Source organism: Mesorhizobium sp. RIZ17 (assembly GCF_051127865.1).
GTDB lineage: Bacteria > Pseudomonadota > Alphaproteobacteria > Rhizobiales > Rhizobiaceae > Mesorhizobium > Mesorhizobium humile.
Window position 1 is genome coordinate 6,827,699 of sequence record NZ_CP147861.1, and the last position, 24,565, is coordinate 6,852,263.

A 24,565-nucleotide genomic window follows, 5' to 3' on the forward strand; every position below is an offset into this window, starting at 1 on the left:
TGCTTGAATAATAAGTTCGGTGACAGAACGAATTAATCCGAGGCCCTGCTGTGAGCGACCTGCCGCGTATTTCCCGCCAGTTCTCGCAACGCTCCGTCATGGAGGCGATCGTCCAGGGCGGGCCGATATCGCGGGCGTCGATTTCCAAGCTCACCGGCCTTTCGAAGCAGACGATCTCGGAAATCGTACGCGGCCTCGAGCAGGAAGGCTGGGTGCAGGAGACAGGACGCACCAGCGGCCATGTCGGGCGCACCGCGGTCACCTATGAGCTTGTCCACGACGCCGCCTACATCATCGCCGTCGATCTGGGCGGCACCAAGGTTCGCGTGGCGCTGACCGATCTCGCCTGCCAGATCTTCGCCGAAGCGGCGACGCCGACCGATCCGCGCGGCGGCCAGTTCATCATCGACCAGATCGCAGCACTTGCCTTCCAGGCCGCGGCCAGGGAGCGCATCCCCCGCAAGAAGATTCGCCTTGCCGTCATCGGCGCGCCGGGCGCGCCGGACCCCGCGACCGGCCGCATCCTGCTCGCGCCCAACATCGCCGGCTTCGACGCCATGAATGTGCTTGACGCGTTCGAGAAGGCGCTCGGCGTCGCGGTGATGATCGAGAACGACGTCAATCTCGCCGTGCTCGGCGAGAATTGGCTGGGCCAGGGCCAGGGCATCGACAACCTCGCCTATATCGCGCTGGGCACCGGCGTCGGCAGCGGCCTGATGCTGGGCGGCCATCTGGTGCGCGGCGCCACCCATGCGGCAGGTGAAATCGGTTTCATGCCGATCGGCGCCGATCCGTTCGCGGCGGAATCGCTGCGCACCGGCGCGTTCGAGCGAGCGGTGGCGACGCACGCGATGACCGAACGCTACAGATCCCTGACCGGCACGCAGGTCACAGTTCCCGCGATCTTCGAGAATGCCGCAACGGGCGACAAGGCAGCGCTCGCCGTGCTCGACGAGACGGCGCGCTATCTGGCGCAAGGCATCGCCGCGATCGCCGCCGTCGCCAATCCGCAAAAGGTCATACTTGGTGGCTCGATCGGCCTCAGGCCGGAGATCCTCTCGCGCGTCAAGGCCCTGATCCCGCTCTGCTTCCCCTACCCCGTCACGGTCGAGGCCGGCGAACTGGGCGCGCGGGCAGCGCTTATCGGCGCCGCTGCGATCGGGCTTGGCCAGTTGCACAACACACTCTTCGGCGTCGACGCGCCGGACGGCCGCATTTCACTTCCCACCGCCCAGGCGGCTGCCCTGAAGGAGGTCGTGCTGTGACCAGCGATATCACAACCCGGCTGCGCGCCGCTTTCGATGCCGACCAGGCCCTGGCGCTGTTTCGGGGCGCGATAGGACGCGACAGCATCACCGGCAACGAGGCGAATTTCGTCGACTTCCTCGAAACGAAAATGCGCGAACTGGGACTGAGCGGCCTGAGCCGAGCGGATTTCCTGCCCGGCAGGCCGAACATCTGGGGCGAGCGCAAGGGAACTGGCCAGGGCCAGCGCCTGCTCTTCATCGGCCATACCGACACCGTTCATGTCGACGGCTGGCGGGAGCATTGGGCCGGCACCGAGCGCGAGGATCCGTTTGGCGCGCCCATCATCGACGGGGCAGTCTGGGGCCGCGGCTCGGGCGATCTCAAGGCCGGCATCACCGCCTCGTTGGCGGCGCTCTCGCTGCTTGACAAGGCCGGCATCCGCCTCAAGGGCGACGTCGCCTTCGCTTTCGTCGGCGACGAGGAAAGCGGCCAGCCCGGCACCGGCGTCTCTGCCGGCATCAAGCATTTCGTCGGCCGCATCGAGGCCGGCGAGGTCGCGACGCCCGACTTCACCGTCTATGTCGAGCCGACTCGGCTTGCCGTCTACGCCGCGCAGATCGGCTTCTTCATCACCGACATCACGATTACCGGCAAGTCGGCCTATTTCGGCGTGCCGGAGCTTGGCAAGGACGCCCTTCGCGCCGCCCACGCCGCAATGACGGCGCTGTGGAAACACTCTGACGAGGTGGCCGCCCGCGCCGAGCACAAGCTCACCGGGCGCGGCTTCCTGCTGATCACCGGCCTTACCGGCGGCGGCTATATCGCCGTGCCCGAGCGATGCACGCTGTCGCTAATCCGCAAGCTGCTGCCGGGCGAATCCCTCGACAGCGCCGCCGCCGAGATCGAGGCCGCGGTACGCGGCGCCATCACCGATCCCGAGATCACCGTGGAGTTCGCCTATCCGGCCGGACGCGACCACAGGCTGGGCGGCACCGCCGCCGAGATCGACGAGACGCGCGCCGAAGTCGCCCTGCTTTCGGACTCGATGGCTAAAGCCATGGGCGGGCGCGGCGTGATCGAGGGCGCGCCCTTCTGGTCGGAATCCTCGTTCTTCGTCAATCGGCTCGGCATTCCCGCCGTCTATTGCGCGCCGGGCGACATCCGCAACTGCCACACGTTCGAGGAGCACGTCGATGTCGAGGAATACCTCGCCGGCATCATCGGCTTCGCCGCCTTCATGGCCCGCTATTGCGGCGTGGCCGACTGAAAGACCAACGAAGCGAAATGGGAGACTGAACATGCTGATGAAGAAATGGATTGCCGCCGCCCTGGCCGGCGGGTTGATGTTGGCCGCCGGCGCGGCTCACGCGCAGACGGTCGGGCCGCAGGGCGAGACCGCCACCCCGAGTTCCAGCCTGACGCTGAGCGATGCCGACATCGCGGCGCTGAAGGACAAGGGTTATAAGGCAGCCCTTCTGTGGCACACCTCTTCCGACTTCACCAACGCGGTGACCGCGGGCGCCACCGACGAGTTCGCCCGCGCCGGCATCTCGATCGCGGTCAAGACCGACGCGCAGTTCGACGCCGCCCGCCAGCGCAGCGACATCGAGACCGCTTTAGCCGCCAAGCCGAACGTCATCCTGGCGCTGCCGCTCGACCCCGTCACCTCCGCCGAGGCCTTTCGCCAGGCGGTCAAGGACGGCGTCAAGCTGGTGTTCCTGTCCAACCTGCCCAAGGATTACAAGCAAGGCACCGACTACGCCTCGATCGTCACCGACGATCTCTACCAGATGGGCAAGCAGGCGGCCGACGCGATGGCCAAGGCCATCGGCGGCAAGGGCAAGGTCGGCTACATCTTCCACGACGCCAATTACTACGTCACCAACCAGCGCGACCAGTCCTTCAAGAAGACCATCGAGAAGGACTATCCCGACATCAAGATAGTCGCCGAACAGGGCATTTCCGACCCGGCCCGCGCCGAGGAACTGGCCAACGCCATGCTGCTGCAGCACCCCGATCTCGACGGCATCTATGTGACCTGGGCCGAGCCGGCCGACGGCGTGCTGTCGGCGCTGCGCGGCGCCGGCAACAGGCACACGAAGATCGTGACGCTCGATCTGGCCGAGCCGGTCGCGCTCGACATGGTCAAGGGAGGCAATGTCGCAGCGCTGGTGGCCGACAAGGCCTATGAGCTCGGCCGCGCCATGGCCGCCTCCGGCATGAAGTCGCTGCTTGCCCAGCAGACGCCCCCGTTCGTCGTCGCGCCGGCGCTGACCGTGACCAAGGAGAATGTCTCCCAGGGCTGGAAGGACTCGCTCAACCGCGACGCGCCTCAGTCGGTGCTCGACGCGGCGAAGTGAAGCCGACGCTCCGGCCCGGCTTACCGAGCCGGAGCTCTCTTCCTGAACAAAAAGGGGAACTGACATGCGCAAAGCATTGGGCATCATCACCATATTGGCGAGCCTGTTCGCCGCTCACGCCTTCGCCGCCGAAGGCGTCACCACCGGCCCGAACGGCGAGAAACCGGTCCCGGCGGGCTCGCTCACGCTGACGGCGGCGCAGGAGCAGCAGATCAAGGACGGCAAGTTCACCGCGGCTCTCGTCTGGCACGAGATGAGCGAGTACACCAACGCCGTAAACGCCGGCGCGCGCGACGAGTTCAAGCGTCTCGGCATCGAAGTGGTGGCGCAGACCGACGCCGGTTTCGACGCCGCGCGCCAGAAGGCCGATGTCGAGACGGTGATGGCCAAGAAGCCGTCGATCATCCTGTCGCTGCCGGTTGATCCGGCGACCGCAGCCTCGGTCTACGATCCGGCCCGCCAGGCCGGCGTGAAGCTTGGCTTCGTCGACAATTGCCCGGCCGGCTACAAGCAGGGCACGGATTACGTCACCATCGTTTCCGACGACCTCTTCCAGATGGGCAACAAGGCCGGCATCGCCATGGCTGGGGCGCTCGGCAAGAAGGGCAAGGTCGGCTACATCTTCCACGACGCCGATTTCTACGTGACCAACCAGCGCGACGGCGCCTTCAAGAAGACCATCGAGCAGGATTATCCCGACATGAAGATCGCCGCCGAGGCCGGCATGGCCGACCCGGCGCGCTCAGAGGACATCGCGCAGGCGATGATCACCCAGCATCCGGACCTCGACGGCATCTATGTCACCTGGGCGGAGCCGGCACTCAGCGTGCTCTCGGCGCTGCGCGGCGCCGGCAACAAGCACACCAAGATCGTCACGCTCGACCTCAACGAGCCGGCCGCGCTCGACATGGTCAAGGGCGGCAACATCGCGGCTCTTGTCGCCGACGAGGCCTACAGCATCGGCGTGACGCTGGCGCGGGCCTCGGCAGGCTCGCTGGTCGGCCTGAAGGCCGAGCCTTTCTACGCGGTCGATTCCATCGCGGTCACCAAGGACACGGTGAAGGACGGATGGAAGAAGTCGCTCAACAGGGATGTGCCCGCGACCATCGCGGACGCCATGAAGTAAACGGCGTGGCAGGCTGCGAAGCACGCACCATCGGAGATCAAACATGACCAGCGCCAACACCGGCACCGAGGTGGGCAGCTTCGCCAGCCGCTTCAATCTGCAGCAATATGTCGTCTATCTCGGCTTCCTGGCGATCTTCCTGTTCTTCGCCTTCATGCTGAGGGACGGCGGCTTCCTCACAGTGCGCAACCTCTCCAACATCGTGCTGCAGACGGCGCCGGTGACGATCATGGCGATCGGCCTGGTCTTCGTCATGTCGGCCGGCGAGATCGACCTTTCGATCGGCTCGATCGTGGCGGTGGCGGCGCTCGCCGCCGCCGTCACCATCGCCTCCTATGGCATGGCGGCGGGCATCGCCGTCGGCCTGGGTGCCGGTATCCTCATCGGCCTCATCAACGGCGCGCTGGTCGCCTATGTCAGGCTGCCGTCGTTCCTGGTGACATTGGCGACGATGGGCCTGTTCGCCGGCGTCTCGCGCTCGATGACCGACCTGCGTTCGATCTCGGTCACCAACGAAGCCTTCACCGGTTTCTTCGGCTCGGGCTCCCTGCTCGACGTACCGTCGCTGATCTGGTGGACGGCCATCGCCATCGCCATCGGCCACCTCGTCTACCGTGAGACGCGTTTCGGCGCGCATGTGCTGGCGACCGGCGATAATGCCCGCGCGGCCAGCGTTTCGGGCATCAGCGTGCCGAAAATCAGGCTTGCCGTGCTCACCATCAGCGGCGGGCTCGCCGGGCTTGCCGGACTGCTCTACGCAGGCCGCCTGCAGGCGGCGAAATACACGCTTGGCGAAACCGATCTGATGACGGTCATCGCCGCCGTCATCGTCGGCGGCACGCTCCTCAACGGCGGCAAGGGCTCGATCGTCGGCGCGCTCGTCGGCTCGTTGATGATGGGCATGTTGAACAATGGCCTGATCCTGATGGGGCTTTCGGTTTCCGACCAAATGATCGTGCGCGGCCTGATCATCCTCACCGCCGTCGCCGTGTCGCTGCGCGACAAATCCCGCTGAAGGAATCGACCCATGTTTCTCGACGTTCTGCGCCGCCGCAACCCCGCCTTCATCGAAGCAGCGATCGGCCTTCACCAGCAGGGCAAGCTGCCGGCCAACGCCTATGTGCTCGATCTCGATACGGTCGAGCACAATGCCAAGGTCCTCAGGGACGAAGCCGACCGGCTCGGCCTGAAGGTCTTCGCCATGACCAAGCAGGTCGGACGCTCGAGCTCGTTCTGCAAGGCGGTGATGCGCGGCGGCATCGAACGCGCGGTAGCGGTCGACATGGCCTGCGCACGCGCCACGCACAAGGCCGGGATGAAGCTTGGCCATCTCGGCCATCTGCAGCAGATCGCGAAATTCGAAGCCGATGCTGCGGCAAGGACGTTCAAGCCGGATTACTGGACCGTCTTCAACGACACCAAGGCCGAGGAGGCAGGCAAGGGCGCCAAGGCCGCCGGCTATGTCCAGAACCTGCTCGCCCGCATTGCGGCGGAAGGCGACATTTTCTACCGCGGCCATGAAGGCGGCTTCGACGCCGGCGAGGTTGTCGCAATCGCCAACCGGCTCGATGCCGTTCCGGGCGGCCGCTTCGCCGGCATCACCACCTTCCCTGCCCTGCTCTTCGACCATGCCGCGCGAAAGGTTTTGCCGACGCCCAATCTGGCGACACTGAGCAAGGCCGCCGAGGCGCTCGCCAAGGCGGGCCGCAAGGAGATCGAAATCAATGCGCCGGGCACGACGTCGAGCGTCATGCTGGCCGCGCTGGCGGAAGCCGGCGCCACGCAGTGCGAGCCCGGCAACGGCCTGCACGGCACCACGGCGCTGCATGTCATGGAGGACCTGCCGGAATTGCCTGCCGTGCTCTATCTCACCGAGGTCTCGCATCTGTCGGGCGGCAAGGCCTACTGCTTCGGCGGCGGCTTCTATATCGACCCGATCTTCCCGGACTATGACGTCAAGGCGATTGTCTCGGCCGAACCGACCACCGCCGCTTCCGCGCTCAAAAGCGTCGAGGTGCCGCCGCCTTCGGCGATCGACTACTACGCCATGATCGACGCCTCCGGCGCACGTGCGCCGAAGCCCGGCGACAGCGCCGTCTTCGGCTTCCGCGGCCAGGCCTTCGTCACCCGCGCCTATGTTGTCGGCGTCTCCGGCATTTCGAAGGGCAATCCGAAGGTCGAAACCATCGAGAACGGCTTTGGCGAACCCTATGCCTGGCCTGTCTAGAGCATGATCCCGAACCGAAGGACCGCGTCAGCGAAAAGTGGGAACCGGTTTTCGGACAAGATCGTGCTCCAACGAAGGAGAATGCGATGAACGCGCCCATCCTGCAGCTTCAGGACATCCGCAAGAATTTCGGTGGCATCACCGCGATCGAGAACTTCTCGCTGGAGGTCTTCCCGGGCGAGATCGTGGCGCTTGTCGGTGACAACGGCGCCGGCAAGTCGACGCTGGTCAAGATCGTCTCGGGCGTGCATCCGCCCTCCTCCGGCACGATCGCCATCGAGGGCAAGCCGGTGACGATGTCGAACGCCACCATGGGGCGCGCGCACGGCATCGAGGTGGTCTATCAGGACCTCGCGCTGGCCGACCAGCAGACCGTCTACATGAACATGTTCCTCGGCCGCGAGCCGCTGAACCGCTTCGGCCTGCTCGACCGCCGCCGCATGATCGCCGAGACGGAAAAGCTGGTGAAGGAACTGGATGTGCGCATCCCTTCCGCGCATGCCACCATCCGCGACCTCTCCGGCGGTCAGCGCCAGGGCGTGGCGATCGCCAGGGCGACGCACTGGGCAAGCAAGCTGATCCTGCTCGACGAGCCGACCGCGGCGCTCGGCGTTGCCGAGACGGCGAAAGTGGAAGAAATCGTTCTGTCGCTGAAGCAGCGCAATGTCGGCATCCTGATCATCAGCCACAGCCTCGACCAGGTGTTCAAACTGTCGGACCGCATCTGTGTCTTGAGGCGCGGCAAGCAGATCGGCGTGCGCGAGACGAAGAAGACCGACAAGAATGAGATCATCGCCATGATCACAGGCTTGCAGCAACAGTAGCCGGGTAGCGTCTGTCCGGTTTAGGCGACGAGATTGCCGCGGGCCGTTTGCGCGACCGGCTCGCCGAAATTGGCTTCGAGCCAGGCAATGGCGCTGGCGACATCTTCGATGGCGAAGCGCGCCGCGGTCTCGCCTTGCGGCTTGACGCGGATCGAAATCCCGCCGGCGGCATTGACCGTGTCGAAGCCGTTCTCGTCGGACGTGTCGTCACCCAGGAACACCGGGCGCCTGCCGGTGAACGGATCGAGCTGCATGAACCGCCGGATCGCGGCGCCCTTGGCGGCTTCGAGCGGCATCAGCTCGACGCCGGCATTGCCGGCGATGACGCGGTAGCCTTGCGGCAACCGGCTGAGCGCTGCCTCGACCAGTTCCGTCGCCCGTGCCAGAAGCTGGGGTGCTGCTCTCGTGTGGATGGCGAGCACAGGACCCTTGCGCTCGACATAGACGGCCTTGCTTGCTAGCTCCAGCTCGATCTCATCGGCAAGCGCCGCCATATCCGCCGGCGCATCGGCGGCCTCGATCTCTCCATCCGGCAGAAGTCTGTGCTCCAGCCCGTAAAGGCCGGCGATCCTGAGCTTCAGCGGATCGAACAGATGGTCGACAGCGGCGATCGAGCGCCCGGTGATGAAGGCGAGCGCTCCGTCGAGACGATGCTCGATCGTCTGCAGCAATTGCCGCAACTCGTCGCTGACCGATACCGCATCGGGATGCGCCGCATGCTCCAGCAAGGTGCCGTCGATGTCGAGGAAAAGCGCCCAGCGGCCTTCGGGAAGCGTCGGGGTGAGATCTGCTTGACTATTCATCGGAATCCGACTGCCTGTTTGCGTTCGAACATGGAAACGACATTGTCGCCGGTGGGCCCTGCCGGCCGCTCGTATAAAGCCGTGACCCGGTCGAGGTCGCCGCGCTTCCTGAGCCGCGCCGCGTCGAGCAGCATGCTGCCGGCCCAGCGGAAGACATTGTTGTCGCGCACGATATCGCGCATGCGCCGCATGCGCTCATGTTGCTCCTCCGGTCCCATGGTCAGCGCCTGCAGCATCGCCTCGCTCATCATCGCCGCGTCGTAGGGATTGACGATCAGCGCCTCCAGCAATTCGCGCGAGGCGCCGGCGAAGGTGCTGAGCAAAAGCACGCCCTGCTCGTCGTCGCGCGACGCCACGAACTCCTTGGCGACAAGGTTCATGCCGTCATGCAGGCTGGTGACGAGGCAGATGTCGGCGGCGCGATAGAGTTCGTAGACCGCCGCCTGCGAATGGTGCTCGGCGACCATGACGACGGGCTGGTAGGATTGGCCGCCGTAGCGCTGGTTGAGTTCCTCGGCGTAGCGCAGGCATTCCTCATGCAGATGCTTGTAAGCCGGCAGCGTGCCCCGGCTGGGCGCCGCGATCTGCAGGAAGACGACATTGCCGATCGTTTCGGGATGACGAATGAACAGCTCCTCCAATGCGTGGAAGCGATCGAGGATGCCCTTGGTGTAGTCGAGACGTTCGACGCCGACGCAGAGCTTGGCGTCCGCCGGAATGTTGAACCGCCTGCGAACACGCGCCCGGCACTCCTCGACGCTGGGCAGGGCTTTCAGGAGCTCGGCCGGCCATTCGATCGAGATCGGATAGGAATGCACCAGCGTCACCTGGCCGCCATAGGACACTGCGGCGTCCGCCCGCTCGATGCGGCTTTCCATGAAGCGGTCGACGCTTTCGGTGAAGTTGTTGGCGTGGAACTGAGTGTGGAAGCCCATGATGGAGCTGCCGAGCAGGCCGTCGAGGATGCGCTCGCGCCAGGGGCAGATGCTGAACACTTCCGAGTTCGGCCAGGGGATATGCCAGAAGGTGATGACGATCGCCTCGGGCAGCCGCTCGCGGATCATGCGCGGCAACAGCGCGAAGTGGTAGTCCTGGACCAGCACGATCGGTCGTTCGTTACGCGCCTCGGCAACCACCGTCTCGGCGAATTTGCGGTTGACGGCCTCATAGGCCTCCCAGTCCGACTCGCGAAAGATCGGACGCGTGAACGCGATATGGCAAAGCGGCCACAAGCCCTCATTGGCGAAGCCGAGATAGTAGCCTTGATATTCGTCGTCGCTCAACCAGACGCGGCGCAGCGTGTAGGACGGATTTTCGGGCGGCACTTGCACGCGATCGTTCCTGTCCACCACCGTTCGGTCGGCGCTGCCGCCGCCATAGGCGATCCAGGTGCCGCCGCAAGCGCGCGTGATCGGCTCGAGCGCCGAGACCAGCCCGCTCGCCGGAACGACGAGTTCGACGCCGCCGTCCTTGGTTTCGTTGTGGATATAAGGCTCGCGATTGGACACGACGATCACCTGCGCATCCGGCAGTTCGTCGGCGAGGATCTTGCGCAGCGTATCCGGCGACCATGTGACCAGAGCCGCGTCGACGGACTGCCCGTTCTTCTCGAATTCGCGCAGCACCTTGCGCGCGGCCTCGGTGGCGAAGTCGTCGCCGGAAGCTTGCGAAGCAGCAGCTCTCGAATGGTGACGACGCCGGGATACCGAAATGAAGATCGCGAGAGCGGAAAGTCCGAGGCTTGCGAGAATAAGGACCAAAAACAGGTCAACGCCATATTGTGTCATTGAAACGCCAGGTTGCCTCCGGCTGTCGCTCTTTTGTTTTTCGTTCTTGCCTGCTGCGGACGGGCAGACCGGTTCAGGTGTGCAACGCACAAACCGCCGGTCGGTTCCGACATTTTCCGATTGTTGAACGCGGACTTGCGACGCCTTCTTCTAAGTCCGCACGATAAGCGGCACCTGGCCTTCATGACGATCGGAAAGGAAGGCGGCGACACGGTCGCCGACCCGCTGGAAGGTCAAATCGACGGCCTTGTCACCGACGCTCAGATGCCGGAGCACGAGGGTGTCGATGCCGATCGGCAGCCTTGGGCGCGTGACATGCAATTCGCCTTTCCAGCCATCGATTTCCAGGCCCAGACAGGCCTGCATCAGCATGAAGGTGGAACCGGCCGACCAGGCCTGTGGCAGGCAGGCGACGGGATAGGCGATGGGCGCTTCGCCTGGGGCCCGAGCGAACCCGCAAAACAGTTCTGGCAGCCGCATGTTGAAATGCACGGCCGACTCGAAAGTGCCGCTCATCAGCCGCACCACGCTGTCGCGTTCACCGTAACGCGCGAGGCCGACGCCGCAAAGCGCCGTGTCATGCGGCCAGATCGAGCCGTTATGGTAGGACATCGGGTTGAAAAACACCGCATCGTCGGCGAGCGTCCTCAAGCCCCAGCCGGAATGGAAAGAGGCCGAGAGCAACTGCTCGGCGACCAGCTTGGCGCGCTCAGGCTGCGGCAGCCCGACGAAAAGCAGGTGTCCCGCATTTGATGTGCGCACCTTGCAGGGCTGGCCCTCGCCATCGATGGCCAGTGCATAGAAATTCATGTCGTCCAGCCAGAAGTCGCGTTCCACCGCGACCCGCATTTCCTCGGCCCGGTTTTCCCAGTGCTCGGCGTCGGCGAACTCGCCGCGGCGGCGCGCCAGCGCGGCCAGGCCGCGGAAGGCGGCAAACACATAGCCCTGCACCTCGACCAGCGCGATCGGCCCCTTGGGGATGCGCCCATCGGCATGGAAGACGGAGTCAAAACTGTCCTTCCAGCCCTGGTTGGCGAGACCGGATTCGGCGGCGCGCTGGTAGGTGACGAAACCGGTGGCGCGGCTTGCCTCCTCCGTCCATTCGGCGGCGGCCTTGAGCGATGGCCAAAGCCTGTCGATGAAGGCCATGTCGCCGGTGCGGTCGGCATAAGCAGAAGCCAGATGGATATAGAGCGGCGTGGTGTCGACGCCGCCATAATAGCGGCCGAAAGGAAGCTCACGCAGCGCCGCCATCTCGCCCTTGCGGGTCTCATGCATGATCTTGCCCGGCTGGGAATCACTGAAGGGCGAGGTCTCGGTCGCCTGGTGCTCGGCCAGAAAGGCAAGCACGCCGCGCGCCAGGCCCGGATTGAGCCAAAGCATCTGCAGGCTCGAGATCACGCCGTCGCGTCCGAACGCCGTCGAGAACCATGGAATGCCGGCATAAGGGTAAGGCCCGGTGGAAAGCTCGGTGGTGAGCAGCGCCACATCGGCGCGGGCGCGCTCGACCCAATCGTTGAAGACGCGACCCGAGCTGTGCACTGTGGCGCCGTGTCTGCGCTTGGCGCGCATGCCGAAGCGGGCTCGTGCCGCCGCGGCGCGGAAGCGGTCGCGGTCGGGCGCATCGGCGATCTCCGGGCCAACCTCGATATAGAGCACCTTTTGACTGCGCTTGGTCACCGCGATGAGGAAATCGGCGCGGTTGTCGCTCAACTGGTCCGGCGCCTGCGAAAAGGAGATCGCGGAAAGCCGCGGCAGGCCGTCCAGACCGTCATAGCCGAGCAGCACCGAAGTCTTGTCGGTCTTGGCGACATGCGTCGTACCGCGCTTCACCCGCGTCGAGCCGCGCACTTCGAACATGTCGCGAAAATCGGCGGCGAAGTGCAGCGAGGCGGTGATGGTGGAATGCTCGCGGCTGTAGTTGGAAAGCGTGATCCGCTCGAACAACCTGTCCTGCCAGATGAGCCTGACTCGCTCGATATGGATCGCGCCCTGCGGGATATCGCGCCCGCCGGCACTCTTGATCGGCAGGTTGGTCAGGTTGGACGTGAACAGCACATTGTCCTGGCTGAGCGATGCGCCGAGCAGCGACATCTGCCTGCCGCCGATGGTCAGCCGGAATTCGGACAGCACTCGCGTGTCGTCGCGGAAGAACCCGTCGCCCGCCCCCCTGATGTCGCCATAGGCATCGGCGACGGCGAAGCAGTCGCCCTGTTTGAGGGCAAAAAGCCGGTGCGGTTCCCGCGGCGCCGTCTCGTCGAGCGAGGAAAGGGCCACGGCAGGATCGAGCTTGCGCTCGTCGAGCTCCGTCATTCGTCACCTCTTCGTTTGCCCCGCCCTGGAGCATGACGCCGAAAAGTGTGAAGCGGTTTCGGACGACATCATGCTCTATCTCGTAGATTGGCGCAGTGAAGGTCAGGAGGCCTTGGCCTCCGGCATGCCGGTCAGGCGCATATAGGCAGCAAGATAGTCGCGCGCCATTCTTGTCGCCGAGAACCGCTTCTCGAAGACGGCTCTCACACGCCGCCGGTCGAGATCGAGAAGTGCTGGCATCGACGCTACCGCATCGTCTACACTGTCCACCACGAAACCGGTGACGCCATTGTCGACGATCTCCGGCAAGGCGCCGTTGTTCCAGGCGATCACCGGCGTGCCGCAGGCCATGGCCTCGATCGCGACGAGGCCGAACGGCTCCGGCCAGTCGATGGGAAACAGCAGGCCTGCCGCATTGCCGAGAAACTCAGCCTTCTCGTCCTCGGTGATCTCGCCGACATAGTCGATGCGGTCACCGTCGATGAGCGCCTCGATGTTATCGCGGAAATAGGCGCGGTCGTCGTCGCCGATCTTGGCCGCCAGCTTCAGCTTCAACCCGGAACGCCGCGCGATCTCGATGGCGCGGTCCGGCCGTTTGTCGCGCGACAGGCGTCCGAGGAAGGCGAGATACGGCTCTTCCCCCTGTGGTTCGTAGGTCGGCCGGTAGGCATCGAGCGGTAGTCCGTGATGGATGGTGGCCAGCCAGTTCGCGTCCGGCAGGCCGCGCTTCTGGCTCTGCGAAATCGAGATCATCGGGAAACGCGGAAAGCGCTTATAGGCCGGCGCCAGGTCGACATAGTCGAGCCGGCCGTGCGGCGTCGTCACCGTCCGTCCCGCGATCTCTTCGAAGAACGGGAAATGCAGGAAGTGGCTGAGATGGAAATGGATGACGTCGAACTCGTCGGCGCGCTCGCGCACATCGGCGAGCATGGCCAGATGCGCGGCGATCTCCGACTTCTTCAGCCGCGCGTCGAGGCGTATTGCCTGGTCGCGTCCAGGCACCAGCCGCGCCGACGTCTCGCTATCGCCGCTCGCGAACAGCGTCACATCATGGCCGAGCTCGACCAGCGCTTCGGTGATGTAGAAGACGATCCGCTCGGTCCCGCCATAGAGTTTCGGCGGCACGGATTCATAAAGCGGCGCGACATGGGCTATGCGCATCTGGTCCCTCGGCTGTTGATGCGAGGCAAAATGCGTCAGCCGCGAGATCGTTCCTGCCCAATTAGTCGCGGGGCACGATTGATATCCGCTCGACAGGGCATGACAGGTCGGCCAGGGCTTTCAACCTCGCCTCGTTCTAAAAGTGATGCCTAGCGCTAAGTAATTAAATCAACTTGATTTTCTGAAGTAGCAATCTACAGTTTCCGTGACTGGTAAGTACCGAATGACCCTCAAGAAAGCCATCTCCGGCACCAACCTCGAGCAGGCGAAATCGCACAACCGGCGTGTGGTGATCGAAACGATCCGCACCAACGGCGCGCTGTCGCGGGCGGCGATTGCAAGGCTAACGGCGCTGTCGTCGCAGACCATCTCCAACATCGTCGAGGAGTTGGAAGCGGCCGGGCTGCTGCGCCCGGAAGCAACGCTGAAAGGCGCGCGCGGCCAGCCGGCCGTCCCCTACTCCATCAACCCGGATGGCGGTTATTCGATCGGCCTGCAGCTCGACCACCAGCTGGCCGTCGGCGTCGTCACCGATCTCTCCGGCACCATGCGCGCCCGCATCGAGAGACATGTCGACCGGCCGACGCCCACGCGGGCTATGCCGCTGCTTGCCGGGATATCGAGCGACCTGATCGCAACGTCCCGGCTCGACAGGGCGAAGCTGCTCGGCATAGGCATGGCGATGCCCGGGCCGTTCGGCGTCGAAGGCATGACGTCGGTCGGCCCAACGGCGCTCCCCGGCTGGCATGATTTTCCGGTCGCCGACGAACTGGAGCGGCTGACAGGTATCGCCGTCACCGTCGAGAACGACGCCACCGCGGCGGCTATCGGCGAGCGGCTTTATGGCGTTGCCCGCAAGCTCGGCAGTTTCGTCTACCTCTTCATCGGGACAGGCCTGGGCGCCGGCCTTTTTCTCGACGGCCATCTCTACAAGGGAAGCCGCCACAATGCCGGCGAGATCGGCCACATCATCGTCAGGCCGGGCGGCCTGCCCTGCGACTGCGGCAAGCGCGGCTGCCTGGAGCGCTACGTTTCGCTGCGCGCGGCCTATGACAGGCTCGACCTGCCGGATCCCGACCATGCCTCTCCCGACCTGCTGGAAGAGCTTTTGGCAAAGGGCGACAGCCGTTTCGAAGCCTGGCTCGCCGAGGCGGTCGATCCGTTGCGGCAGGCGATCGATATCCTGGAAATGGCGCTCGATCCCGAGACCGTCGTGCTCGGCGGCTTCATGCCGCTGCCGGTGATCGAGGCTTTGGCCAGCCGACTCGAACCGCTGCATCTCTCGGTGAGCTCGACCAGCGCCCGCATGACCCCGCGAGTGCTGGTCGGCGCCGCGGGCAAGGACACCTCCGTGCTAGGCGCCGCGGCCTTGCCGATTTTCTCGGAAACCAACCCGCAATTCGACGTGCTGCAGAAGCCTGTGAGCTGATACATGGCAGTCCACCCGATCATAAAATTTCCCGATCCCCTGCTGCGCGCGGTCGCGGATCCCGTCGAACGGTTCGACGTCGAGCTGTTCCGTCTCGCCATCGATCTCCTCGACACCATGTATGCTGCGCCCGGGATTGGTATCACCGCCCCGCATATCGGCATTTTGAAACGTGTGGTGGCGATCCAACTTCCTTCCTCCTCCAAGTCCGGGATTTTTGTAAATCCGTCGATAGTCGAGGCGTCGACCGAAATGATCCGCCATGCGGAAGGCAGCGTTTCGATGCCCGGTGTGACGGAGGATATCGAGCGGCACGCCCGCGTGCGGGTTCGCTATCAGGATCTCGAGGGCAAGGAGCGGTTCGAGGACGCCGAGGGTCTGCTGGCGGCCTGCCACCAGCATGAGATCGACCAGCTCGACGGGCTCTTCTGGACGCACAGGCTGTCACGCTTGAAGCGCGAGCGCCTGATCAAACGCTACGGCAAACTGCGGGCATCCTAGATTGCTGAGGCTACGCACTCGTCTGACGGCCGGTGACGCGTTCGAACCCGAGCAGCGGCAGCAGAAGGTGAAGGCGGAGATCAGCACGAAATGCGCGACCGTCTCGGCGGCCGAATTCGGCCACGACTCGCGGCTGGTGCCGATTGCGATCGACGCGCCGGAGACGCTGATGGACGAAGCGCTGATCTGCCTGCGCGAACGCGGCGGCGGCAAGCTGGTGCGCGCCTTCCTCGACATGGCCCGGTCGATGTCGGCGGATTGAGCCTGGCTTTTACGTGGATCCGGGCGCCGCTGCCGTGACCCGCCACACCGTATTGCCGACATCGTCGGCAATCAGCAGCGCGCCGGATTTGTCGACGGCAACGCCGACCGGACGGCCTCTCGCCTCGCCCTTGTCGTTGAGGAAGCCGGTCACGACGTCTTGCGCCATGCCGTTTGGATGCCCGCCGCTGAAAGGCACAAAGACCACCTTGTAACCGTTGAAGCGGGAGCGGTCCCAACTGCCATGCTCGCCCACAAAAGCGCCGCCGCGATAGGATTGCGGCAGGTTGCTCGCGGTGTAGAAGGCAAGCCCGAGCGGCGCGACATGCGAGCTCAGCGCGTAGTCCGGCGGGATGGCCTTGGCCACCATGTCCGGCCGCTGCGGCATGACGCGCGGATCGACATGCTGGCCGTAATAGCTGTAGGGCCAGCCATAGAAGGCGCCGTCCTTCACCGAGGTCATATAATCCGGCACGAGGTTCGGCCCGAGCTCGTCGCGCTCATTGACCACGGTCCAAAGCGCCTTGCTTTGAGGCTCGAAGGAGAGGCCGTTTGGATTGCGCAACCCGCTGGCGAAAATGCGCGAGCGGCCGGTGGCGCGGTCCACCTCCCAGATCGCGGCGCGGTCCTTCTCGGCCTGGATGCCGTTCTCGGTGATGTTGCTGTTCGAACCGACGCCGACATAGAGCAGCGAACCGTCAGGGCTCGCGACCAGGCTCTTGGTCCAGTGGTGATCGATCGGCCCGCCGGGCAGTTCCGTCAGCACCTTGCCGGGCGCCGTGATCTTGGTGTCGCCCGGCTGGTAGGGATAGCGCACGATCGCGTCCGTGTTGGCGACATAAAGGTCGTTGCCGACCAGCGCCACGCCGAAGGGCGAGGTGAGATGATCGAGGAACACGCCCTGGTAATCTGGCTTGCCGTCGCCGTTGGTGTCGCGCAGGAGCGTAATGCGGTTGCTAGGCCCGGTGTCCCCGCCGGAGGTGACCCAGCCTTCGACCCAGCCCATGACGATATCCTTCGGACGCTTGGCCGAGGCCTCGGGAGGCGCCTTGGATTCCACCACCAGAATGTCGCCGTTGGGCAGCACGTAAAGGGAGCGCGGATGCTGAAGCCCCTTGGCCAAGGCCTCGATCTGCAGGCCTTGCGCGACGGCCGGCTTTTCGTCGTTTTTCCAGCCGACCACCGAGGCCAGATGCATCGGCGGGAACAGGTACTGGTTTATCTCCGGCAGCTTCGGATTCGGGCCGATCTGGGCGTTCGGATCGGTGTTGTCGTCGCTGCAGCCGGCGACGCCCAGGGCCATCACGCAGCAAAGCGCCGCGGTCGTCCATTTGATTGCGCTGTCAAACCGTCTCATCGGCCACTCCTACATGATGGCGATAGACCAGCGCCCAGCCGAGCCAGCCTGTGAAGATCAGGATCACGACCACCAGCGCCGACAGGATCAGCCCGGTCGGCACGACGGATGTCCATGCGTCGCGCGTGTGGATCAGCATGTTGAAGAAGGAAAGGACAAGCACGACGAGGTTGCCGGCCATGTGCAGCCATGCCGTCGGCTGAGCACGTATCTTGCGGCCCCCAAGAAAGTCCGTAAGCCCGGCGATGGCGGCCAGGATACCGACGATGACACCCACGGTCAGGAGCCAGGCCGAGAAATTGGCCCAGGTCATTTCAGCTGTCCGCCAGTAGGCGATATCGGTGAGCAACGTTCCGACGAAACAGGCAATCGGGATGGTGACGAGCATCGGGTGTATGGGATGGCCGGCTATGCTTGCCGTGGATCGCGGATTGTCCATGCGAACGCTCCTTTCCGCGCTGCGGTTGAAACCCAACAGCGCGAAAAGGCGAATGTTCCGGCGAAAATTCGCGCGCTCACCAGAAGGTGAACGCCCGATTGTCAGCCATGGCGGGCGCGGAATAGGCCGTGAGGTGGCCGGGCGAACATTTTACGGACGACAATCACCCAAGCCGGCCGGCATGCCATTTCAGGTGATCGTCCATGAAGGTCGAGATGAAATTATAGGAGTGGTCGTAGCCCTCGTGCATGCGCAGGGTGAGATCGATGCCTGCCTTCCTGCATCCTTCTTCGAGCAGCCATGGCCGAAGACCGTCCTGCAGGAAGCCGTCCGCCGCGCCCTGGTCGACGAAGAATTCCGGAAAGCGCTTCCCATCCTCGATCAGCAGCGTCGCATCATAGGCGCGCCAGCTCTTTTCGTCCGATCCGAGATATCTTTCGAAAGCAGGCCGCGACCAGTTGGCCGTCGACGGCTGCACGATCGGCGCGAAAGCCGAGCAGCTCCGGTAGCGTTGCGGATTCTTCAGCGCGATGGTCAGGGCGCCATGTCCGCCCATCGAATGGCCGAAGATGGCCTGGCGCGACATGTCGACCGGAAAATTGGCGGCAACGAGCGCCGGCAGTTCCTCGGTGATGTAGGAATACATGCGGTAATTCTTCGCGTAGGGCTCCCGCGTCGCATCGAGGTAGAAGCCGGCGCCGCAGCCGAACTGCCAATTGTCCTTCTCGTCGGGAACGTCGGCGCCGCGCGGGCTGGTGTCGGGGCACACGATCACGAGCCCGAGTTCGGATGCCAGCCGCCGGTACTCGCCCTTGTCCATGACGTTTGCATGCGTGCAGGTCAGGCCCGACAGGTACCACAGGACCGGAAGCGGCCCGTCCTTGGCCTGCGGCGGCACGAACACGGCGAAGGTCATGTCGCAGGCGCAGACGTCGGAGGTGTGCGAGTAAACGCCCTGGACGCCGCCATGCGATTTGGAGGTGGAAACGACCTTCATCAACTCTGCCTCTCGTCAGGAAATCGTGACCCGACATAACCGCCGGGCACGATCGGCGCAACCTGCCGCCTCGGCAAACCGGATGGACGGCGCGATGAGGCTTGCGTCCGGTTAGCCCGCCGGAGCGATCAAGTCCGGGCCGGTCGCATCGACGCTCGATACCGCGCCGCCGAGCTACCGGCCGCCATGATTGGATACCCAGATCCGTCCGCGCCCTCCCCGATCAATCACGCTGCATCATCCGGATGGAGGACGCCCTTTTAGCTTTCCCTGTTTGAGGTCGCCCTCGGCGGGAGTAATAGTCGCGTCGGAATTCGTGAGGAGGAGACGATGACGCTGAACTTCGACCCGAGGGCGAAGGCCACCACCCTCTACCATGGCGAATTCCGACCGATGTTCATCGCCGGCAAGTGGGTCGCGGCGCAGTCCGGTGAGGTGATGCAGGCGCTGAACCCGGCGACGGGCGAAGTGCTGGCGACCGTGCCGCGCGGCGGAGCCGCCGATATCGACGCCGCGGTGGCCGCCGCGCGGGCCGCGTTCGAGGGGCCTTGGTCCAAGTTCTCGCCCTACGAACGGCAATGCGTGCTTCTGCGCATCGCCGACCTGTTCGAGAAGCATTGGGAAGAGCTCAGCGTCTCCGACACGCTCGACATGGGGCTGCCGATCACCCGCACGCTGGCCAACCGGCGCAGGGTCATCGGCATGCTGCGCTTCTATGGCGGCATGGCGACCGCGCTGCATGGCGAGGCGATCGACAATTCCATTCCCGGCGAGATCGTCACCTTCACCCGTCGCGAACCGGTCGGCGTCGTCGGCGCGATCATCCCCTGGAATGCGCCCACCGCAGCCTCGATCTGGAAGATCGCGCCGTCTCTGGCCACCGGCTGCACCATCGTGCTCAAGCCGTCGGAAGACGCATCGTTGACGCCGCTTTTGATCGCGAAGCTGATGCAGGAGGCCGGCGTGCCCGACGGCGTCGTCAACATCGTCACCGGAACCGGCGCCGAGGCCGGCGCGCGGCTCGCCGAGCATCCCGATGTCAACAAGATCGTCTTCACCGGCTCGACCTTGACCGGCCAGGCCATCGCCCGCGCCGGCGTCACCAACCTGAAGCGCGTTTCGCTGGAGCTTGGCGGCAAGTCGCCGATCATCGTGTGCCGCGATGCCGATATCGACAAGGCCGTGCCGGTCGCGGCGATGGCGGTGTTCGTACATTCAGGCCAGATCTGCATCGCCGGATCGCGCCTGTTCGTAGCGCGCGAGATCCATGACGAGTTCGTGCGCCGGGTCGCCGAGTTCGCCGGCAAGCTGCGCATCGGCCACGGCATCGAGGCGGAGACGGAAATCGGGCCGCTGATCAATGCGAGGCAGGCCGGCAAGGTGGAAGGCTACATCAAGGCCGGCAGCGACGAAGGCGCCCGGCTGGTCGCCGGCGGCTCGCGGCTGAAGGGCGAGCTCTATGACGGCGGCAACTTCATCGCGCCGACCGTCTTCGGCGCGGTGTCGGACAAGATGACCATCGCGCGCGAAGAGATCTTCGGACCGGTCATCTCGGCGATGCCCTTCGACACGCTGGATGAAGCCGTCGCGCGCGCCAATGCGACGCCTTATGGTCTGGCGGCTGGTATCTTCACCACCAATCTCGGCACCGCGCACAAGCTCGCGCGCCGCGTCAAGGCCGGCTCGGTCTGGGTCAACATGTACCACGCCATCGACCCGGCCGTGCCCTTCGGCGGCATGAAGATGTCCGGCTATGGCCGCGAAGGCGGCGTCGAGCATCTGCACGAATATCTGGAAACGAAGGCGGTCTGGATCCAGACCGACTAATGCATGTCGCGCAAAAGTGACCTCGGTTTTGCGGCAACGACATGCATCAAACAAAGGACCTAATGCATGTCGCCCAGAAGTGTGCAGCGGTTCTGGGACAACGACATGCATCAAAACAAAGACTTAAAGCGCGTCGCCTGAATCCGTTTCAGCGCGATGTGCTTTACGGGGTATGCCGATATTCAGGTGAGGACGGCCTGCAAATAACAGTGACGCCGAGGAAAGGCCGGCGCAGGCGATCCACGAAATCATAGACGCGCAGGAACTCGTGATCGTTCATCCGCAACTCTCCTTCCCGGCAGGAAGGATACGCCGATCAGGTGGCCCGCGGCAGCTTTTGTCCAATTTGGACGAAACTGGCCAGCTTCAAGTCCCCGCTGTCTTGGGAGCCAGGACGAAATCCCATTCGACGGACCAGAACGGCGCTTCGAGACCGAGCTCGCTCGCCTTTTCCCAGTCGGTGACTTTGATGAAATCGGCGATCAGTGAATCCTTGACCCCGAAGACGGCGTCCTCGGCGAGGTAGCGGCAGTCGGGCGCGAAAATGTGGGTGATGACCGGGTCATAGTCCGGCGCGCTGACGATGTAGTGCACATGCGCCGCGCGGTTCGGATGACGCCCGAGCGCGGCGAGCATCTTTCCGACGGGTCCGTCGTCGGGGATCGGGTAGTAGCGTGGCTTGACCGAACGGTACCAGTATTCGCCCTTCTCGTCGGTGGTGAAGACGCCGCGCAGGTTCCAGCCGGGCTGCACGTCCTTCTGCTGGACATCGTAGAAGCCGTCGTCATTGGTCTGCCAGACGTCGATCAGCGCGCCGGCGATCGGCTTGCCTTGCGTGTCGAGCACGCGCCCACGCACCACCATCGGCTCGCCCTTGCCGTCGAGGCAGATGTTCGCGCCGTGCTCGTAGCGCGGCGCCTCGGGCACATAGAACGGCCCGAGGATGGTGTTTTCCGTAGCGCCGTTCGGGCGGCGGTGATTGATCGCGTCGACGAGCATGGAAACGCCGAGCGTGTCGGAGAGAAGGATGAACTCCTGCCGCCAGTCGGAGCACATCTTGCCGACATCGGTGAGGAACTTGATGCCTTGCAGCCACTCCTCATGCGTCGGCTCGATCTCCTTGACGGCGGCATGCAGATGTTTGACCAGCACACCCATGACCTCCTTCAGGCGCGGGTCGACATCCGGTCCCATGCGCGCGTTGACCACGTCGACCGAGGTCTCTTCCTCGAAATAGGGATATTTCGGTCGAGCGGCGTCCGCGATGCCTGTCATGGCGATAACTCCTCCAGGGACATTCAGCTTCTCAGGCCCGCGGCCGCTCGCCGGCATAGGCTCGCGCGATAAGAGCGCGGATCGGTTCTCGCTCCAGCGCCCGCGGGTTCCAGTAGGGATTGGCCAGCGCGCGGTCCGTCGCTATGTCGATCCCGTCGGCCGGCATGCCGATCTCGGAGAGCGCGCGCCTGGCGCCGATCCCGCCCGCGAGATCGTAGAGAGCCATCGCGGGATCGTCCGTCTTCAGCACCGCCCGCAAGGTTTGCATGACGGCCGGAACGGCAGGCGCATTGTAGGCCAGCGCATGCGGCAGCACGATCGTGTGGGTCTCCGCATGCGGCAGATCGAAACTGCCGCCCAGCGTATGGCAAAGCTTGTGATGCAGCGCCATACCGACCGAGCCGAGGCAGATGCCGCAGAGCCAGGCGCCATAGAGCGCCTTGGAGCGCGCATCGCGGTCATGCGGCTTCTCGGCGATGACCGGCAAGGCGCTCACCAGTGCGCCAATGGCCTCGGTCGCCATCAGGTTTATCACCGGATTGCTTTCCCTCGCATAGAGCGCCTCGACGGCATGGGCGATGGCGTTCATGCCGCTGGTTCCCGACAAGGAAGCGGGAAGCGTCATCGTCAGGTCGACGTCGTAGATGACCACTTCCGGCAGCACCCTCGGGCTCGATTGGGTGACTTTCACGCCGTCCTTCGTCTCGCCGAGGATCGGCGTCATTTCCGAGCCGGCATAGGTCGTCGGCATCACGATCTGCGGCAGGTCGGTGCGCAAGGCGATCGCCTTGGCGAGGCCCGTCGTGGAGCCGCCGCCGACCGCAACCAGCCCGTCGGCCTTGAGTTCCGCCACGACCCGCAGCGCGTCCTCGGTCACCGACACGGGCGTGTGCATCGTGGCCCCGGCATAGAATCCGGCCGCCGCACCGCCGAGCGATCCGGCAAGACGCCGGGCGTCGGCCTCCTTAGGCGGCGTCGCCAGCACGAGCACGCGTTTCAACCCCAGACGGTCGATCTCCTCAGGCAGCCTTGCGATCGTGCCCGATCCGAAGACGACGCGTGCCGGCTGGCCGTTATAGACGAAGCTTTTCATTGAGCCTCTCCCCGTCAGACCCGGTTGTCGACACGCATCAGGAAGGGATTGATGCTGACGCTCTGCCAGATATTGGCGGCATTGAATGGGTCGCCGGCGTTGAATGCCTTCACATCCTCGATGCTCTCAGCGGAAAAGACGAAGAGCGAGCCGATCATGGTTGCGCCGTCCGCCGCGACCAGCGGCCCGGAGATCACGGTCGCGACCGAGCCGGCGGCAAGATAGGCCCTGTGGGCATCATAATTGGCGAGCCGGCGCTGAAGCGCATCGGCATGGTCGAGACAGTGGACGGCAAAGAGCAAGATAGTCCTCCCGGGCAGGCGCGACGCTTCATCGATCGTCGCTAAGTTCTACTCCTCCCTGCCGGAACTTAAACCGGTGCCTGTCGAACAGGCCGCTGAATTGGTCCAAAATGGACAGATGCCAAGCCGATGCGGTCCCCGAATTGTTCGCCGCCGGAAATGGATATCGGCCAATTGCGTCGTGCCGTCGGGGACAAGCGCGGCCGCGAGGTCGCCGTGGTCTCAGGCGATCCGCTGCTCGAACTGGGCGATCTCCGCGCTCTTGCGCAGGCCGGTCGCGACGACGGACACGCGGAACTTTCCCGCCAGGGCCTGGTCGAAGATGGCGCCGACGATGATGTCGGCATCGGCGTCGACTTCTTCCCTTATCCGCGTCGCGGCTTCGTCGACCTCAAACAGCGTCATGTCCATGCCGCCGCAGATCGACACGAGCAGTCCCCTGGCGCCGGACATGGAGGCTTCATCGAGGAGCGGATTGGCGATCGCCGCCTCGGCCGCGATCTTGGCGCGCCCCTCCCCGGAGGCCTCGCCGGTTCCCATCATCGCCCGGCCCATATCCCGCATCACCGACTTTACGTCGGCGAAATCGAGATTGATCAGGCCTTCTTTGACGATGAGATCGGTAATGCAGCCGACACCCGCGTAGAGAACGCGGTCCGCCATGGCGAAGGCATCGGCGAAGGTGGTCCTGGCGTCGGCGACCCTGAAGAGGTTCTGGTTCGGGATGACGATCACGGTATCGGCGCTCTCGCGCAGGCGTTCGATGCCTTCCTCGGCGGCTTGAGTCCTACGCTTGCCTTCGAACATGAAAGGCTTGGTGACGACAGCCACCGTCAGGATGCCGGCATCGCGCGCCGCACGCGCGATCACGGGCGCCGCACCGGTCCCGGTGCCGCCGCCCATGCCCGCGGTGATGAAGCACATATGCGTTCCCGCCAGATGATCCATGATCTCGTCGATGGATTCTTCCGCGGCAGCACTTCCGACCTGGGGCAAGGACCCGGCGCCCAGGCCCTCGGTCACATGCGCGCCAAGCTGGATCAGCCGCGACGACTTCGACATGGTGAGCGCCTGGGCATCGGTGTTGGCGACAACGAACTCGACGCCCTGCAGTCCCTCGGCGATCATATTGTTGACGGCGTTGCCGCCGGCGCCGCCGACCCCGACAACGGTGATCTTGGGTCTCATCTCCAGGATTTCCGGCTTGGCGGTCATTTTTTCATCTTTCTAGCGAA

At 64.5% G+C, this 24,565-nt stretch carries 21 protein-coding genes and 1 pseudogene; 11 read left to right on the top strand and 11 right to left on the bottom strand.

The features are described from left to right. The first annotated feature begins 50 nt into the window (after window positions 1-50). From WDX12_RS33215 to WDX12_RS33245, 7 genes are all read left to right on the top strand, one after another. Window positions 51-1,265 (top strand): ROK family transcriptional regulator, encoded by a 1,215-nt coding sequence (locus WDX12_RS33215; protein WP_434723473.1) that lies wholly within the window; start codon window positions 51-53, stop codon window positions 1,263-1,265. Then, window positions 1,262-2,515, top strand: coding sequence for a M20 family metallopeptidase (locus tag WDX12_RS33220; RefSeq protein WP_434723474.1), 1,254 nt, complete (start codon window positions 1,262-1,264; stop codon window positions 2,513-2,515). Before WDX12_RS33215 ends, WDX12_RS33220 begins: the two co-directional genes overlap by 4 nt. A 31-nt stretch (window positions 2,516-2,546) precedes the next feature. Beyond that, on the top strand, window positions 2,547-3,608 hold the full coding sequence (locus WDX12_RS33225; protein WP_434723475.1) for a substrate-binding domain-containing protein: 1,062 nt from the start codon (window positions 2,547-2,549) through the stop codon (window positions 3,606-3,608). Window positions 3,609-3,672: 64 nt separating this feature from the next. Further along, a complete protein-coding gene (locus tag WDX12_RS33230; RefSeq protein ID WP_434723476.1) occupies window positions 3,673-4,734 on the top strand; it encodes a substrate-binding domain-containing protein in 1,062 nt (353 codons plus the stop codon). Window positions 4,735-4,777: 43 nt separating this feature from the next. Next, window positions 4,778-5,749 (top strand): ABC transporter permease, encoded by a 972-nt coding sequence (locus WDX12_RS33235; RefSeq protein WP_434723477.1) that lies wholly within the window; start codon window positions 4,778-4,780, stop codon window positions 5,747-5,749. Between the two features lie 12 nt (window positions 5,750-5,761). Then, entirely contained in the window at window positions 5,762-6,961 is a 1,200-nt protein-coding gene (locus WDX12_RS33240; RefSeq protein WP_320297120.1) for an alanine racemase, read from the top strand. A gap of 86 nt (window positions 6,962-7,047) precedes the next feature. Beyond that, window positions 7,048-7,785: an ATP-binding cassette domain-containing protein gene (locus WDX12_RS33245; protein ID WP_181170190.1), complete on the top strand. Its 738-nt coding sequence runs from the start codon at window positions 7,048-7,050 to the stop codon at window positions 7,783-7,785. A gap of 20 nt (window positions 7,786-7,805) precedes the next feature. Here WDX12_RS33245 and otsB read toward each other — a convergent pair whose 3' ends face one another. The 4 genes from otsB to WDX12_RS33265 form a co-directional block, all read right to left on the bottom strand. Beyond that, window positions 7,806-8,588 carry a trehalose-phosphatase gene (otsB, locus tag WDX12_RS33250; RefSeq protein ID WP_434723478.1) on the bottom strand — a complete coding sequence of 261 codons (783 nt, stop codon included), beginning with the start codon at window positions 8,586-8,588 and terminating at the stop codon, window positions 7,806-7,808. Then, on the bottom strand, window positions 8,585-10,375 hold the full coding sequence (locus tag WDX12_RS33255; RefSeq protein WP_434723479.1) for an alpha,alpha-trehalose-phosphate synthase (UDP-forming): 1,791 nt from the start codon (window positions 10,373-10,375) through the stop codon (window positions 8,585-8,587). Before WDX12_RS33255 ends, otsB begins: the two co-directional genes overlap by 4 nt. Before the next feature lie 150 nt (window positions 10,376-10,525). Continuing rightward, window positions 10,526-12,688, bottom strand: a complete 2,163-nt coding sequence (locus WDX12_RS33260; protein WP_434723480.1) for an amylo-alpha-1,6-glucosidase — start codon at window positions 12,686-12,688, stop codon at window positions 10,526-10,528. 102 nt (window positions 12,689-12,790) lie between these two features. Then, window positions 12,791-13,849: a glycosyltransferase family 4 protein gene (locus WDX12_RS33265; RefSeq protein ID WP_434723481.1), complete on the bottom strand. Its 1,059-nt coding sequence runs from the start codon at window positions 13,847-13,849 to the stop codon at window positions 12,791-12,793. A 223-nt stretch (window positions 13,850-14,072) separates the two neighbouring features. On the opposite strand from WDX12_RS33265, the gene WDX12_RS33270 reads away from it, so the two are divergent. The 3 genes and pseudogenes from WDX12_RS33270 to WDX12_RS33280 form a co-directional block, all read left to right on the top strand. Then, window positions 14,073-15,278 carry an ROK family transcriptional regulator gene (locus WDX12_RS33270; protein WP_320297126.1) on the top strand — a complete coding sequence of 402 codons (1,206 nt, stop codon included), beginning with the start codon at window positions 14,073-14,075 and terminating at the stop codon, window positions 15,276-15,278. Between the two features lie 3 nt (window positions 15,279-15,281). Beyond that, on the top strand, window positions 15,282-15,779 hold the full coding sequence (locus WDX12_RS33275; protein WP_434723482.1) for a peptide deformylase: 498 nt from the start codon (window positions 15,282-15,284) through the stop codon (window positions 15,777-15,779). Window positions 15,780-15,879: 100 nt separating this feature from the next. Beyond that, window positions 15,880-16,041: pseudogene (locus WDX12_RS33280) on the top strand (LysR family transcriptional regulator); the annotation flags it as partial. Window positions 16,042-16,050: 9 nt separating this feature from the next. Here the strand turns inward: WDX12_RS33280 and WDX12_RS33285 are convergent. The 3 genes from WDX12_RS33285 to fghA form a co-directional block, all read right to left on the bottom strand. Next, on the bottom strand, window positions 16,051-17,343 hold the full coding sequence (locus tag WDX12_RS33285) for a PQQ-dependent sugar dehydrogenase (RefSeq protein ID WP_434725746.1): 1,293 nt from the start codon (window positions 17,341-17,343) through the stop codon (window positions 16,051-16,053). Between the two features lie 40 nt (window positions 17,344-17,383). Continuing rightward, window positions 17,384-17,836 carry a DUF2231 domain-containing protein gene (locus tag WDX12_RS33290; RefSeq protein ID WP_434723483.1) on the bottom strand — a complete coding sequence of 151 codons (453 nt, stop codon included), beginning with the start codon at window positions 17,834-17,836 and terminating at the stop codon, window positions 17,384-17,386. 163 nt (window positions 17,837-17,999) lie between these two features. Then, complete coding sequence (fghA, locus tag WDX12_RS33295) at window positions 18,000-18,833, bottom strand: S-formylglutathione hydrolase (protein ID WP_434723484.1); 834 nt, start codon at window positions 18,831-18,833, stop codon at window positions 18,000-18,002. Between the two features lie 330 nt (window positions 18,834-19,163). Here fghA and WDX12_RS33300 point away from each other — a divergent pair, with 330 nt between their 5' ends. Beyond that, window positions 19,164-20,660: an aldehyde dehydrogenase family protein gene (locus tag WDX12_RS33300; protein ID WP_434723485.1), complete on the top strand. Its 1,497-nt coding sequence runs from the start codon at window positions 19,164-19,166 to the stop codon at window positions 20,658-20,660. A 366-nt stretch (window positions 20,661-21,026) separates the two neighbouring features. Here WDX12_RS33300 and WDX12_RS33305 read toward each other — a convergent pair whose 3' ends face one another. The 4 genes from WDX12_RS33305 to ftsZ form a co-directional block, all read right to left on the bottom strand. Further along, window positions 21,027-21,935 carry an intradiol ring-cleavage dioxygenase gene (locus WDX12_RS33305; protein WP_434723486.1) on the bottom strand — a complete coding sequence of 303 codons (909 nt, stop codon included), beginning with the start codon at window positions 21,933-21,935 and terminating at the stop codon, window positions 21,027-21,029. Window positions 21,936-21,966: 31 nt separating this feature from the next. After that, on the bottom strand, window positions 21,967-23,028 hold the full coding sequence (locus WDX12_RS33310) for a maleylacetate reductase (RefSeq protein ID WP_434723487.1): 1,062 nt from the start codon (window positions 23,026-23,028) through the stop codon (window positions 21,967-21,969). A gap of 14 nt (window positions 23,029-23,042) precedes the next feature. After that, window positions 23,043-23,330 carry a YciI family protein gene (locus WDX12_RS33315; protein ID WP_434723488.1) on the bottom strand — a complete coding sequence of 96 codons (288 nt, stop codon included), beginning with the start codon at window positions 23,328-23,330 and terminating at the stop codon, window positions 23,043-23,045. A gap of 222 nt (window positions 23,331-23,552) precedes the next feature. Further along, window positions 23,553-24,545 (bottom strand): cell division protein FtsZ, encoded by a 993-nt coding sequence (gene ftsZ, locus WDX12_RS33320; RefSeq protein ID WP_320297134.1) that lies wholly within the window; start codon window positions 24,543-24,545, stop codon window positions 23,553-23,555. Window positions 24,546-24,565 lie beyond the last annotated feature (20 nt).

What these genes read in the sequence shown, in the direction of transcription:
- WDX12_RS33225 (WP_434723475.1), top strand. Translation starts at nt 2,547, where the DNA reads ATGCTGATGAAGAAATGGATTGCCGCCGCCCTGGCCGGCGGGTTGATG.
- WDX12_RS33230 (WP_434723476.1), top strand. Translation starts at nt 3,673, where the DNA reads ATGCGCAAAGCATTGGGCATCATCACCATATTGGCGAGCCTGTTCGCC.
- WDX12_RS33235 (WP_434723477.1), top strand. Translation starts at nt 4,778, where the DNA reads ATGACCAGCGCCAACACCGGCACCGAGGTGGGCAGCTTCGCCAGCCGC.
- WDX12_RS33240 (WP_320297120.1), top strand. Translation starts at nt 5,762, where the DNA reads ATGTTTCTCGACGTTCTGCGCCGCCGCAACCCCGCCTTCATCGAAGCA.
- WDX12_RS33245 (WP_181170190.1), top strand. Translation starts at nt 7,048, where the DNA reads ATGAACGCGCCCATCCTGCAGCTTCAGGACATCCGCAAGAATTTCGGT.
- otsB (WP_434723478.1), bottom strand. Translation starts at nt 8,588, where the DNA reads ATGAATAGTCAAGCAGATCTCACCCCGACGCTTCCCGAAGGCCGCTGG.
- WDX12_RS33255 (WP_434723479.1), bottom strand. Translation starts at nt 10,375, where the DNA reads ATGACACAATATGGCGTTGACCTGTTTTTGGTCCTTATTCTCGCAAGC.
- WDX12_RS33260 (WP_434723480.1), bottom strand. Translation starts at nt 12,688, where the DNA reads ATGACGGAGCTCGACGAGCGCAAGCTCGATCCTGCCGTGGCCCTTTCC.
- WDX12_RS33265 (WP_434723481.1), bottom strand. Translation starts at nt 13,849, where the DNA reads ATGCGCATAGCCCATGTCGCGCCGCTTTATGAATCCGTGCCGCCGAAA.
- WDX12_RS33270 (WP_320297126.1), top strand. Translation starts at nt 14,073, where the DNA reads ATGACCCTCAAGAAAGCCATCTCCGGCACCAACCTCGAGCAGGCGAAA.
- WDX12_RS33275 (WP_434723482.1), top strand. Translation starts at nt 15,282, where the DNA reads ATGGCAGTCCACCCGATCATAAAATTTCCCGATCCCCTGCTGCGCGCG.
- WDX12_RS33285 (WP_434725746.1), bottom strand. Translation starts at nt 17,343, where the DNA reads ATGGCCCTGGGCGTCGCCGGCTGCAGCGACGACAACACCGATCCGAAC.
- WDX12_RS33290 (WP_434723483.1), bottom strand. Translation starts at nt 17,836, where the DNA reads ATGGACAATCCGCGATCCACGGCAAGCATAGCCGGCCATCCCATACAC.
- fghA (WP_434723484.1), bottom strand. Translation starts at nt 18,833, where the DNA reads ATGAAGGTCGTTTCCACCTCCAAATCGCATGGCGGCGTCCAGGGCGTT.
- WDX12_RS33300 (WP_434723485.1), top strand. Translation starts at nt 19,164, where the DNA reads ATGACGCTGAACTTCGACCCGAGGGCGAAGGCCACCACCCTCTACCAT.
- WDX12_RS33305 (WP_434723486.1), bottom strand. Translation starts at nt 21,935, where the DNA reads ATGACAGGCATCGCGGACGCCGCTCGACCGAAATATCCCTATTTCGAG.
- WDX12_RS33310 (WP_434723487.1), bottom strand. Translation starts at nt 23,028, where the DNA reads ATGAAAAGCTTCGTCTATAACGGCCAGCCGGCACGCGTCGTCTTCGGA.
- ftsZ (WP_320297134.1), bottom strand. Translation starts at nt 24,545, where the DNA reads ATGACCGCCAAGCCGGAAATCCTGGAGATGAGACCCAAGATCACCGTT.